This is a genomic window from Arthrobacter stackebrandtii, assembly GCF_017876675.1.
GTDB classification, from domain to species: Bacteria; Actinomycetota; Actinomycetes; order Actinomycetales; family Micrococcaceae; genus Specibacter; species Specibacter stackebrandtii.
Genome location: NZ_JAGIOI010000001.1, coordinates 2,295,522 through 2,307,542 on the forward strand (window position 1 = coordinate 2,295,522; position 12,021 = coordinate 2,307,542).

Genomic DNA, 12,021 nt, shown 5'->3' on the forward strand with positions numbered 1-12,021 from the left:
AGTATGACGAAATGTTGCCCAAGGTGAACAAGCGTTGCAAAGTCGATTGGTGCAAGAAGGGGTGCGCCCTAGGCTCATTCCATGACACAGACAGCTCTAGCCGGAGCGGGCGCCGCCGGCACTGAAACCGACGCCCCTGCCAAGCCGGTCCGCACCGCCCGCCCCCGCCCCGCCGCCAAGCCGCACGGGCAGTGGAAGGTTGACGGCAAGGCACCGCTGAATCCGGTGGAGGCATGGAAGCAGGAGGACGACGGGCTTTCCGTGCGCCACCGCATCGAGACCATCTACTCCAAGCAGGGCTTCGAGTCCATCAGCGACGACGACCTGCACGGCCGCTTCCGCTGGTGGGGTCTGTACACGCAGCGCAAGCAGGGGATCGACGGCGGCAAGACTGCTTCCCTGGAACCGCATGAGCTTGAGGACAGCTACCTCATGATGCGCGTGCGCACCGACGGCGGCAAGCTCACCACCGAGCAGCTGCGCGTGATCGGCCAGATTTCCGTGGACTTTGCGCGCAACACGGCAGATTTGACCAACCGCCAAAACATCCAGTTCCACTGGATTGAGGTGGAGGACGTGCCGGAGATCTGGCGCCGGCTCGAGGCTGTCGGCCTGCAGACCACCGAGGCCTGCGGCGACGTGCCCCGCGGCATGCTCGGTTCCCCTGTGGCAGGCATCGCCAAGGCGGAGATCATCGACCCCACCGATTTCCTGCAGGAAATTCGCGACCGCTTCATCGGCAGCCCGCAGTTCTCCAACCTGCCGCGCAAATACAAGACCTCCATCACCGGCTACCCGGACCACGACACCATCCACGAGATCAACGACATCTCCTTCGTCGGCGTGCGCCACCCGGAACTCGGACCCGGCTACGACCTGTGGGTGGGCGGCGGGCTCTCCACCGCGCCCCGGCTGGCGCAGCGCGTCGGGGTGTTTGTGCCGCCGGAGGACGGGCCGGCCGTCTGGGAGGGTGTCACCAGCATCTTCCGCGACTACGGCTACCGGCGCATGCGCAACAAGGCCCGGCTGAAGTTCCTGGTGGAGGACTGGGGCGCCGAAAAGTTCCGCCAGGTCCTCGAGGATGAATACCTGGGCCGCAAGCTGCCCGACGGCATCGCCCCGCCCAAGGCCACCGTCAACGGTGACCACGTTGGTGTCCACGAGCAGAAGGACGGCAAGTTCTTCATCGGCGCCGCCCCGTTTGTGGGCCGCTTCTCCGGCACGCAGATGCTCGCCCTGGCGGACCTCCTGGAGGCCCACGGCTCCCACCGGCTGCGCACCACCCCGCTGCAAAAGGTCATTGCCCTGGACATCCCCAAGGACGAGGTCGAGGCAGTGGTGGCCGGGCTGGACGAGGTGGGGCTGTCCGCCCGCCCGTCGGTCTTCCGCCGCAACACCATGGCCTGCACCGGCATCGAGTTCTGCAAGCTGGCCATCGTCAACACCAAGGACACGGCCATCGACGTTATCGGTGAGCTCGAGGTGCGCCTGGCCGACCTGGTTGATGCCGGCGCACTCAACGAGCCCATCACCCTCTACCTCAATGGCTGCCCCAACTCCTGCGCCCGCATCCAGACCGCTGACATCGGCCTGAAGGGGATTGTGGTTCCCGCGGACGACGGCGGCACAACAGGAGGCTTTCAGGTCCACCTGGGCGGGGGCTTGTCTTCGCACAACCGTGAAGAGGCCGGCCTGGGCCGCACCGTCCGCGGCTTGAAGGTTGCCATCCACGACCTGGCCGACTACGTGGAACGCGTCATCCGCAGCTACGCGGCCAACAAGCTGGCGGATGAGACCTTTGCCGAGTTCGCCCACCGCGTGGATGAGGAGCTGCTGAAATGACCGAAACCCAAGCCGCCGCCGATCCCGCCACGGGCCTGCGTTCGCACGACCAGCTGAAGGCCCTCGCCGAGGCCGGCGCAGCGGAACTGGACTGGAACGCGTCCGCCAAGGACGTCATCGCCTGGGTGGCGAAAAACTTCGCAACCGGTGCGGCCGCCGTCGCCTGTTCCATGGCCGATGCCGTGCTGCCGGCGCTTGTTGCGGACCAGCTGCCCGGCGTGGACGTCCTTTTCCTGGACACCGGCTACCACTTCCCGGAAACGTACGCCACGCGCAACGAGGTGGCGGAGAACCTGCACGTGAACGTGGTGGACGTGCTGCCGCTGAACACGGTGGCGGAGCAGGACTCGCTGTTGGGCAAGGACCTGTTCGCCCGCGATCCGGCCCAGTGCTGCGCGCTGCGGAAGGTGGAACCGCTGCACCGCACCCTGCAGGGCTACGAGCTGTGGTTCACCGGTGTGCGCCGCGATGAGGCGCCCACCCGCACCAATACCCCGCTGGTGGTGTGGGATGAGAAGAACGGCCTGGTGAAGGTCAACCCCGTGGCGGACTGGAGCTACGAGGACCTCATCACGTACTCGGACGACAACCTCCTGCCCGTCAACCCACTGCTCAGCCAGGGCTACCCGTCCATCGGCTGTGCACCTTGCACCAAGAAAGTGGCCCCCGGCGCCGACCCCAGGTCCGGACGCTGGGCCGGAACCTCCAAGACAGAATGCGGACTACACGTATGAGCACCCAAACCATTGACCAAGACCTGAGCCCCGGGACGGCACCGGCCGGCGATGCAGAGCTGAACTCGCTGGACCTGCTGGAATCCGAGGCCATCCACATCATCCGCGAGGTGGTGGCCGAGTTCGAGCGCCCCGCGCTGCTGTTCTCCGGCGGCAAGGACTCGGTGCTGATGCTGCACCTGGCCACGAAGGCGTTCTGGCCCGGCAAGGTCCCGTTCCCCGTGCTGCACGTGGACACGGGCCACAACTTCCCCGAGGTCATCGACTTCCGCGACCGCACCGTTGAGCGCCTGGGCCTGCGCCTGGAGGTGGGCTCCGTGCAGGAGTTCATCGATTCCGGTGAACTCTCCGAGCGCGCCGACGGCACCCGCAACCCGCTGCAGACCGTGCCGCTGCTGGATGCCATTGCCCGCAACAAGTTTGACGCCGTGTTTGGCGGCGCCCGCCGCGACGAGGACAAGGCCCGCGCCAAGGAACGCATCGTGTCCCTGCGCGACGAGTTTGGCCAGTGGGACCCGCGCAACCAGCGCCCCGAGCTGTGGAACCTGTACAACGGCCGCCACACCGTGGGCCAGCATGTGCGCGCGTTCCCCATCAGCAACTGGACCGAGCTGGACGTGTGGCGCTATATCGCCCGCGAAGGCATCGAGCTGCCGCCGCTGTACTACGCCCACGAACGCGAAGTGTACGAGCGCGACGGCATGTGGCGCGCTGTCGGGCCGGTCTCGCAGCCGCGCCCCGACGAGGAAGTAGTCATCAAGCAGGTCCGCTACCGCACGGTGGGCGACATGTCCTGCACGGGCGCCGTGGCCTCCGACGCCACCACCGTCCACGACGTGGTGCGCGAAGTCGCCGCCTCAACCCTGACCGAACGTGGCGCCACCCGGGCCGATGACCGCATCTCCGAGGCAGCCATGGAAGACCGCAAGAAGGACGGCTACTTCTAATGAGCACCATCACCGAAACCCCGCTTGATGCGGCGCCCCTTGAACAGTCCACGCTGTTCCGCTTCGCCACCGCCGGCTCCGTCGACGACGGCAAGTCCACCCTGGTGGGCCGCCTGCTCCACGACTCCAAGGCCATCCTGGCCGACACGCTCGACGCCGTCACCCGCACCTCGGCGGACCGCGGCTTCGGCGGCGAGAACGGCAGCACCCAGAAGATCGACCTCGCGCTGCTGACCGACGGCCTGCGCGCCGAGCGCGAGCAGGGCATCACGATCGACGTGGCCTACCGCTACTTCGCCACGGACCGCCGCAGCTTCATCCTGGCCGACTGCCCCGGGCACATCCAGTACACCAAGAACACGGTGACGGGCGCGTCCACCGCGGATGCCGTCGTCGTGCTCATCGATGCCCGCAAGGGCGTGCTGGAGCAGACCCGCCGGCACCTGTCCGTGCTGCGCCTGCTGCGCGTCCCCAACGTGATCGTCGCCGTCAACAAGATCGACCTCACGGGCTTCAGCGAGGACGTCTTCCGCACCATTGAGACCGACGTCCAGGCCGTGGCCGCCGGCATCGGGCTGGACGACGTCGTCGTCATCCCCGTCTCCGCGCTGGAGGGCGACAACGTGGTGGAGCGCTCAGCCCACACCCCCTGGTACACGGGCGCCAGCCTGCTGGAGCTGCTCGAAACGCTGCCCACCACTGACGAGCTGGAGCGCGGCCTGGAGCCGTTCCGCTTCCCCGTCCAGCTGGTGGTCCGCCCCCAGGGTGCGCTTGCGCCTGAGCTCACCCTCGCTGACGACGCCGGTGCCTCCTTCCGCGATTACCGCGCCTATGCCGGGCAGGTCGCCTCGGGCGCCGTCGCGGTGGGGGACGAGATCACGGTGCTGCCCTCGGGACGGAAGGCCTCCGTTGTGGGCATCGACTTTGCCGGCCGCACGCTGGAGAAGGCGGTGGCACCGCAGTCGGTGTCGCTGCGCCTGAGCGAGGAGATCGACATTGCCCGCGGCGACGTCATTGCCGCCACCGGCACCTTCGGCGAGGTCAGCCAGGACCTGTACGCCGAACTGTGCTGGCTCTCGGACAAGCCGCTGCGCGAGGGCGCCAAGGTGCTGATCAAGCACGGCAGCAAGACCGTTCAGGGCCTGATCCGCGCCGTCACGGGCAAGCTGGAGCTGGAGTCGTTCGCCTACGGGCAGGCCTCCGGGCTCGGGCTGAACGACATCGGCACGGCGCAGATCCGCCTGGCGTCGCCAGTGCCGATCGAGACGTATGCGCGCCACCGCCGCACCGGCGCCTTCCTGGTGATCGACCCGCAGGACGGCAACACCCTGGCCGCCGGCATGGTCCGCGACCACCCGGGCGACCACGAGGACGAGCGCTACGCCATCTAGCGCCGGCCGGAAATGATCCCGATCCCGCCGGTCCGCCGGAAATGATCCCGATGACGCTTTCTGACCCCGGGATCCGGGGATCAGAAGGCGGGATCGGGATCATTTTTCGCAGGTGGTGCCTTGACCTACGTGCGGCCGGTCGCAACGATGGAAAGGCACGGACACTCCGGCGGTCCAAGGAGGTACTGCGGTGAACTCAGCTTTTCGGGTGAATCAGTCCTGCTGGTGGGTGCCTCCCGGGGCCTGGGGCTGGCCATTGCCAGGGAGTACCTGAGCCAAGGCGCCCGTGTGGTTGCCACGGTGCGGGGGCCGGAGCCGACACCGCTGCACGTGCTGGTGGAAGAATATCGCGGGCTGCTGGAGATTGAATCCGTGGACATCACGGAGCTGGACCAGCTGGCTGCGCTGCACGCACGCCTGGCGGGGCATTCCTTCGGCCTGGTGTTCGTCAACGCAGGCGTCACCAACGACGAAGCGGAGACGATTGCAACCGTCAGCGACGCGGAGTTTTCCCGGCTGATGCTGACCAACGCCCTCGCCCCCATGAGGTTCATCGAGGCGTTTGCCGGGCTTGCCTCGGAACGAGCCACCCTGGCCGTGATGTCCTCGGGCCAAGGCAGCATCGAAAACAACACCCGGGGCGGATTTGAAATCTACCGCGCCAGCAAGTCCGCCTTGAACCAGCTGATGCGCAGCTATGCGGCCCGGACCCAGGATGACGGGCACACCCTGCTGCTGCTGGCGCCGGGGTGGATCAGGGGCACGGGTGTTGGCGGGCCGAATGCGCCGCTGACCATCGAGGAGAGCATTCCCCGTCTGGTGCGCACCATTCAGGGCAGCCATGGAAAAGGCGGCCTGCAGTTCCTTGACTACCGCGGGGAAACAGTCTCCTGGTAGTGCACAGGGATCATTTTTTACGGCGTGATCCATTGACGTGGGTCCCGTGGTTCGCAACGATGGAGGGTGCCGGGAAATCCCGGCACCAGCACTGCCCGAGCCAGGGAGATCACCATGTCCACGCAGGTATTCATCAGTCTTCCCACGAACGACCTTGACCGTTCCAAGGCCTTCTACGAGGCCGTGGGCTGGGCAATCCAGCCGAATTTCACCGATGAGAATGCGGCGTGCATCCAGGCGGACGACAACTTCTTCGTCATGGTGCTGAAGAAGGAGTACTTTGCCACATTCACGGACAAGCCCATTGTGGACCCGGGCAAGTCGATCCAGGTGCAAACGGCACTGAGTCAGGACAGCCGCGCTGCCGTGGATGCACTGTTGGAGAAGGCCCTGGCCGCAGGCGGCACCGAGCCCCGCCCGGCACAGGAACTTGGCTTCATGTACTCCCGCGACTTTGAGGACCCGGACGGCAACCTCTTCGGCGCCATCTGGATGGACCCCCAGGCTGCCGCCGAGGGCCCCGAATCGTTCATGGCGGAACAGCAGGAAGAAGGCCTCGGCCACTCCTGAATGTTGGCAGGATGAATCCAGCGTAAGTTCGCTCGAGCCTGCAAAGGGGCTCCTGAAAGTCATAGCCACGGTCTCCTCCGGACCAGGGTGCCCCTGAGGTCCGCCACGGTCTGCCCCTGCCGGCCTGGCCGGAAGCGCTCTGTCCTGCCCCGTGGCGCCTCTGTGCTACAGTTATTATCAAGTTGATAATAACTACTCAAGAGGAGGCGCCATGAACGCCATCATCGACTGGCTCAACGCCACGGCCTTCACCCTTCTGGACAACCCGGTGAGCTGGGTTGAGGTCATCGGCTTCGCCACCGGCGCCGCCTGCGTGTGGGGCGTGGCCCGGCAGAAGATCTGGAACTGGGGCGTGGGCATCCTGAACAACATTGCCTTCGTGATCCTGTTCCTCGGCGCCGGCCTCTACGGAGAAACGCTCCTGCAGGTCATCTTCGCCGCCATCGCCGTCTACGGCTGGATCAAGTGGAGCCGCGGCGCCAGCGGAACGGCCGGCGCCAACGACCTCCCCATCCGCAGCGCCACCCGCACCGAGGCGCTCACGGGAGCCGCCGCCGTCGTGCTGGCAACGGCAGCCATCGCCTGGCTGCTGCACGCCGGGACCGACTCGGTGGTCCCCATTCCCGACGCCTTCGTCCTCGCCGCCTCGCTCGTGGCCACCTACGCCCAGGCGAAGAAAATCTTCCAGCACTGGTACGTCTGGATCGTGATCGACCTCGTCTCGGTCCCGCTCTACTTCAGCCGCGGCCTGGCGCTGACCGCCATCCTCTACATCGGCTTCCTGGCCCTGTGCCTGTACGGCCTGCTTGGCTGGAACCGCCTCCGCAAAACCGCCGCACCCGAACCCGCACTGGCAGGAGTCTGACCATGGAGAACGCACTCGTCATTGGCAAGTTCTACCCGCCCCATGCCGGCCACCGGCACCTGATTGCCACGGCCGCAGCCGCCGCCCGGCACGTGTACGTGCTGGTCCAGGGGAGCCGCTTTGAGTCGCTCACCGCCGCCCGGCGTGCCGCCTGGCTTGAGGAAGAGTTCGACGGCGGAAACGTCACCATTGTGCCGGTCCGCAACGACTGCCCCGTGGACTACGCCAGTGACGAGATTTGGGCCGCGCAGGTGGAGAACATGCGTTGGGCGCTCAAAGCCAAGGGTGTGGAAAAGGTTGACGCCGTGTTCACGTCTGAGGCTTACGGCGAGCGGCTGGCGGACGCGTTTGGTGCCGCCCACATGGTGGTCGACCCGGCACGCAGCACCCACCGCATCAGCGGCACCGCCTGCCGGGAGGACCTGGCGGGAAACTGGGGCCGGCTGGTTCCGGCGGCACGGCGCGGGCTGGCCGTGCGGGTGATCGTGGTCGGCGCGGAATCGACCGGCACCACCACGCTCAGCGAGGCACTGACGGCGCACTACCGCCGGCAATTCCCGGCCATGCGCGACGTCACCGAGCACGGCCGCTTCTACACTTACGAACTGCTGGAGAAGCTGCAGGTGGAACATCGCGGGGCAACCGTGGAGGACCTGGTGTGGACGGATGCGGACTTTGGCATCATCGCCACCCGGCAGACCGCCATGGAGCAGGCCGCCGCGGAGGCCGCACCACTCGTCATTGCGGACACCGACGCACTCGCCACCACCTTGTGGGAGCGGTACTACCTGGGCGATGGCAGCTACGGCTCGTACGAGGCCCTGACCCACCTGCCCCGCCGCGACGTGTACCTGCTGACCGACTTCAACGGCGTGGACTTTGAAGACGACGGCTGGCGCGAAGGCGAGCACCGGCGCCCCGAAATGACCGAATGGTTCAAGGAGGCGCTGACCGAGGAGGGCCACTCGTGGATCCTCGTGACAGGCAGCCATGAACGCCGCATGGCCACCGCCACCGCCGTCATTGATGCCATGCTGGAACAGCAAAACACGTTCACGGCCCCCGCCTGGGCCGGCCGCACAGTGCTGGAAGGAGCGGCGTGAGCAGCAACGGATCCCAGGAGGCCGAGTTCCTGGCCGGCTACAACCCCGCCGAGTTTCCACCCGTCGCGCTGACCGTCGACCTCGTGGTGTTTGCCGTGGCCAACAAGGAACTGCATGTGGCACTCGTGGAACGCGGCGGGCAGCCGTTCCTCGGCAGACTGGCCCTGCCCGGGGGATTCGTGGGGCCCGACGAGGACGCTCTCGCGGCGGCCCGCCGGGAACTGGCGGAGGAAGCCGGGCTGGACCTTTCCGGCCACCGCGTGGCCGTGGAACAGCTGGCCACCTACAGCGCCCCGGACCGCGACCCCCGGATGCGGGTGGTGTCGGTGGCGCACCTGGTCCTGCTGGCCTCCGACGGCGCAAGCCTGCCGGAGCTGCGGGCAGGCACCGACGCCGCCAAGGCACAATGGCGGCCCGTCCATGCGCTGGACACGGGCGCCCTGGCATTTGACCATGCCCAAATCCTGCATGCAGGCTTGGAACGGTTGGCCGGAAAAATGGAATACACCACCATTGCCGCCGCCCTGGTGCCGGAGGAATTCACCGTCTCCGCACTCCGGGACGTCTACACCGCGGTGTGGCAGGTGGAACTTCCGGCCGGAAACTTCACCCGGAAAATGCGCGCCTGCCTGGCCCCCACGGGAGGCAAGGTGCAGGCAGTGGGGGCTCCGGCGTCGCTCTTCAAGGTGGCGGGGCAATGGATCCTGCCACCTCTCAACCGAACAAAGGGATAAACACCGAACATGGGAATCTTTGCGCCAAGGAAGAAGGCGACGCCCGAGGCATACATTGCCGCCAGTGTTGAGGCGATGGCGGAAGTCCAGCAGATCCACATGAACACGTGGGGCATGAACCGTGCCGACTGCCGGTGGGACGTTGACATGAACCTGGGGAAGGTCTCGTTCATGTTCCCGGACAAGCTGGTCACCGCGGACATCCAGGTGGTGGGGACCCTGTTTGACGGCACCTTCATGTGGGGCTGGGACCATCCGTCGGTGCCGGCCCCGCTGCGGTTCGACGCGCTCGCCGCAAGGGAATGGGGCGCACAGAACTCGCTGCCGCAGTACACACAGTTGCAGGTGCCCGCGGACATGGATGCGGCGTGGGAGTTCACGGCGGTTGCGGCCAGGCAAGGCAATGCCGCCGGAACGTACAGCGGACAGGCCGGAACCGCGCGGGTGTTCCTCACGTTTGGGAAACTCACCATGACGTCGTTGTCGGCTGCAGCCGTGCCGGGGGCCGGGAGCCGGGGGCCGGTGCGGATTGGCGGTCCGGGCACGGCCGGACGGAACCGGTGAGCGGCCTGAACCGGGGCGGCAGTTGGAACCGATTCGCACCCCCGGCCGTTGTGCTGGACAAGCCCTGCAAAGCTGGGAGAATTTGAGATAGGCCGGGAATTGACCGGCCGGAACGCGCCAGGGGGACACCATCGAAAGCCAGACCGTGGAAGATGCGGGGCATGCCATGGACGAATCACGATTCCAACAGGCAACCCTCCAGGAGGCCGCGCAGGCCATCCGGGACACCATAGTGGGCAGGCTCCACGATGACGGGCTGAACCACCACGACGTGGAGTTCCGGGTGAAGTCATCGGACTCCGCGGCGGAGAAAATGTCGCGTCGCGACCACGACGGGCTGCTCAAGTACCCCGGCGGCCTTGAGCGGCTGGACGACCTCATCGGCGTGCGGGTCATCCTGTATGTGGAGTCGGACATCGACGCCGTGGCCATTGCCCTCACCAGCCAGTTCATCTGCCATGACGACGAGGACAAGACCGCCATCATGCGCAAGAATGGCGGCATCGGCTACGCCGGGCGGCACCTGACGCTGGAGGTCCCCACGGACCGGCCGCCCACCAACTGCAAGGACTTCGGCGGGTACCGCTTTGAGGTGCAGATCCGCACGGTCCTCCAGCATGCCTGGGCCGAGTTTGAGCACGACATCCGCTTCAAGGGTTCCAGCGGCGACAATGCCGAGATCAGCCGTGCCTTCACCATGGCCTCCACCCTGATTGAGCTGGCCGACCAGCAGTTCGTGAACATTGCCGACATCCTCAAGCGCCAACAGGCCCACCTGGCAGTGGACACCGGCGCCCAGGAACAGCTGCTCGACGCCGGATCCCTCCAGGGAGTGCTGACCCGCGCCTTCCCGAACTACCGCAGCAGCAAGGAAAACCAGTACGACTGGATGGTGCACGTCCTCGCCGCCAACGGGATCGACACGGTCAATGCGGCCGAGGAGTGGTTCCACTCCATCGATTCGCAGCAGGTGGCCAAGCTCATGGAATACCGCTTCAACCCCGGTCAGGTCCGCGTCGCCGACGACCTCTTGCTGCAGACATTCGGGGAGTCGCACGTGGACGCCACCAAGTCCGTGGGCAGCGACCGCAACCGCGAATCCAAGCTCCGCTCCCGCCTGCGCAAGCTCCGCAACGAGCTCGACGGCCACTGACGCCGGCCGCCGGTCTCGGCCGGGCAGGATGGCTTCAGCCTTGCCTGTCGCCGTGTTCCGGCATCCGTTCATGCATAACATGCGTTTGCATGGTAAAGAATTGGCAACAACTGCTGAGCTGTCCTTTTGGACAATGGCGCCGGGAAAATACTGCCCAATCACGCCGAATCGCCGTTGAAATGCGATGAACGGCGCGGTGGCGGTGCGGCGCCCCTGTCCAAAAGAACAGGCAGGGCAGATGCCGCCCGCAGGGCCCGCCTTGATATGGCCAACATGGCCGCAGGCCCCGGGCAGGGCCCGCCATCGTACTGTTAGGCTCCCTTTTGTCTTCACCTGGTGGGGACAGGAATTGGCAGGCAGCCCACAATTTCTTCGCGTGATCTGCCACCGTAAGAAACGGCCGGCGGCCTGCCCATTCCAGCGCACAGCCTTGCACGGCTGGCCGATTCGCAAGGACGGCCGGAGCGGCAACGGCTGAGTAAAGTACGGTTTGGGGGACTTTGCTCTGCTGTTGCCGGTTCGGCCGGGAACCGGGGGGTGTGCCCGGTTCGCGGCCGTCCGTGCAAGGACCCGGCCCGGCACGCCCCTGTCCCTGGGCGGGCCGGACCGGGAACAACCCGGGAACAGGCCCGGCGCGCCCGGGGCCGCCACTGCCGGGTGCGATGCCCGCCGCTAGCCGTTTTGGGTGGCCGCCCATGCCTCGACGCGGGCAGTGCTCTCCTCCTCGGAAAGGTCCTCGACGCGGGTCATGATGGACCACCGCACGCCGAACGGGTCGCGGATGCTGGCAAAGCGGTCGCCGGAGGCAAAATTGGCCACCGGCTCCCGGACGGCAGCACCGGCCCGGACGGCCCGCTCCACCACGGCGTCAACATCCGGGCAGTAAAAGCCCATGGAGTACACGTCGTCTTCCCCGGCGGGCGGCGCCACCAGGTGGTACTGCGGATTTGGCTCGCCCAACTGCAGCCGGCCCTGGCCGAAGTCCATTTCCGCATGGACCACCACGCCGCCAAACTCCATGCTGGAGATGGTGCGGGCGCCAAAGACCTCGGCGTAAAACGCCATGGCCCCGGCTGCCTGGGGGATGGCAAGGAACGGGGTCAGGCTGCTGAACCCGCCGGGAACGCCGTTGCTGGTGTACCGGCCGTCCGCGGCCGCTGTCTTTTCGATCTCTGCTGGCTTGTTCATGGCCTCAACGCTATGGCCCCGCAGAGGCCGCAG

At 66.6% G+C, this 12,021-nt stretch carries 12 protein-coding genes; 11 read left to right on the top strand and 1 reads right to left on the bottom strand.

Annotated features, from left to right (window positions below):
• The first annotated feature begins 81 nt into the window (after positions 1-81).
• From JOF48_RS09755 to JOF48_RS09805, 11 genes are all read left to right on the top strand, one after another.
• Positions 82-1,842: a nitrite/sulfite reductase gene (locus JOF48_RS09755; protein ID WP_209680189.1), complete on the top strand. Its 1,761-nt coding sequence runs from the start codon at positions 82-84 to the stop codon at positions 1,840-1,842.
• Positions 1,839-2,576, top strand: a complete 738-nt coding sequence (locus JOF48_RS09760; protein WP_209680190.1) for a phosphoadenylyl-sulfate reductase — start codon at positions 1,839-1,841, stop codon at positions 2,574-2,576. Before JOF48_RS09755 ends, JOF48_RS09760 begins: the two co-directional genes overlap by 4 nt.
• Positions 2,573-3,523 (top strand): sulfate adenylyltransferase subunit CysD, encoded by a 951-nt coding sequence (cysD, locus tag JOF48_RS09765; RefSeq protein WP_209680192.1) that lies wholly within the window; start codon positions 2,573-2,575, stop codon positions 3,521-3,523. Before JOF48_RS09760 ends, cysD begins: the two co-directional genes overlap by 4 nt.
• Complete coding sequence (locus JOF48_RS09770; protein ID WP_209680194.1) at positions 3,523-4,914, top strand: sulfate adenylyltransferase subunit 1; 1,392 nt, start codon at positions 3,523-3,525, stop codon at positions 4,912-4,914. The genes cysD and JOF48_RS09770 overlap by 1 nt, the downstream gene beginning before the upstream one ends.
• Before the next feature lie 225 nt (positions 4,915-5,139).
• Entirely contained in the window at positions 5,140-5,811 is a 672-nt protein-coding gene (locus JOF48_RS09775) for an SDR family oxidoreductase (RefSeq protein ID WP_342591209.1), read from the top strand.
• Positions 5,812-5,925: 114 nt separating this feature from the next.
• The gene (locus JOF48_RS09780; protein WP_209680196.1) at positions 5,926-6,381 is read left to right on the top strand and encodes a VOC family protein; all 456 of its coding nucleotides are present in this window, start codon (positions 5,926-5,928) and stop codon (positions 6,379-6,381) included.
• A gap of 211 nt (positions 6,382-6,592) precedes the next feature.
• A complete protein-coding gene (gene pnuC / locus JOF48_RS09785; protein WP_209680197.1) occupies positions 6,593-7,246 on the top strand; it encodes a nicotinamide riboside transporter PnuC in 654 nt (217 codons plus the stop codon).
• Positions 7,247-7,248: 2 nt separating this feature from the next.
• Positions 7,249-8,349, top strand: coding sequence for an AAA family ATPase (locus JOF48_RS09790; RefSeq protein WP_209680198.1), 1,101 nt, complete (start codon positions 7,249-7,251; stop codon positions 8,347-8,349).
• Positions 8,346-9,083 carry an NUDIX hydrolase gene (locus JOF48_RS09795; protein WP_342591210.1) on the top strand — a complete coding sequence of 246 codons (738 nt, stop codon included), beginning with the start codon at positions 8,346-8,348 and terminating at the stop codon, positions 9,081-9,083. Before JOF48_RS09790 ends, JOF48_RS09795 begins: the two co-directional genes overlap by 4 nt.
• Positions 9,084-9,092: 9 nt before the next feature.
• On the top strand, positions 9,093-9,647 hold the full coding sequence (locus JOF48_RS09800) for a DUF6882 domain-containing protein (protein WP_209680199.1): 555 nt from the start codon (positions 9,093-9,095) through the stop codon (positions 9,645-9,647).
• 166 nt (positions 9,648-9,813) lie between these two features.
• A complete protein-coding gene (locus tag JOF48_RS09805; RefSeq protein ID WP_209680200.1) occupies positions 9,814-10,800 on the top strand; it encodes a GTP pyrophosphokinase in 987 nt (328 codons plus the stop codon).
• Positions 10,801-11,472: 672 nt separating this feature from the next.
• On the opposite strand, the gene JOF48_RS09810 is transcribed toward JOF48_RS09805, so the two are convergent.
• The gene (locus JOF48_RS09810; RefSeq protein WP_209680212.1) at positions 11,473-11,988 is read right to left on the bottom strand and encodes a VOC family protein; all 516 of its coding nucleotides are present in this window, start codon (positions 11,986-11,988) and stop codon (positions 11,473-11,475) included.
• Positions 11,989-12,021 lie beyond the last annotated feature (33 nt).

Excerpts from the sequence above, each read along its gene's own strand:
- JOF48_RS09755 (WP_209680189.1), top strand. The coding sequence starts at position 82 with ATGACACAGACAGCTCTAGCCGGAGCGGGCGCCGCCGGCACTGAAACC.
- JOF48_RS09760 (WP_209680190.1), top strand. The coding sequence starts at position 1,839 with ATGACCGAAACCCAAGCCGCCGCCGATCCCGCCACGGGCCTGCGTTCG.
- cysD (WP_209680192.1), top strand. The coding sequence starts at position 2,573 with ATGAGCACCCAAACCATTGACCAAGACCTGAGCCCCGGGACGGCACCG.
- JOF48_RS09770 (WP_209680194.1), top strand. The coding sequence starts at position 3,523 with ATGAGCACCATCACCGAAACCCCGCTTGATGCGGCGCCCCTTGAACAG.
- JOF48_RS09780 (WP_209680196.1), top strand. The coding sequence starts at position 5,926 with ATGTCCACGCAGGTATTCATCAGTCTTCCCACGAACGACCTTGACCGT.
- pnuC (WP_209680197.1), top strand. The coding sequence starts at position 6,593 with ATGAACGCCATCATCGACTGGCTCAACGCCACGGCCTTCACCCTTCTG.
- JOF48_RS09790 (WP_209680198.1), top strand. The coding sequence starts at position 7,249 with ATGGAGAACGCACTCGTCATTGGCAAGTTCTACCCGCCCCATGCCGGC.
- JOF48_RS09800 (WP_209680199.1), top strand. The coding sequence starts at position 9,093 with ATGGGAATCTTTGCGCCAAGGAAGAAGGCGACGCCCGAGGCATACATT.
- JOF48_RS09805 (WP_209680200.1), top strand. The coding sequence starts at position 9,814 with ATGGACGAATCACGATTCCAACAGGCAACCCTCCAGGAGGCCGCGCAG.
- JOF48_RS09810 (WP_209680212.1), bottom strand. The coding sequence starts at position 11,988 with ATGAACAAGCCAGCAGAGATCGAAAAGACAGCGGCCGCGGACGGCCGG.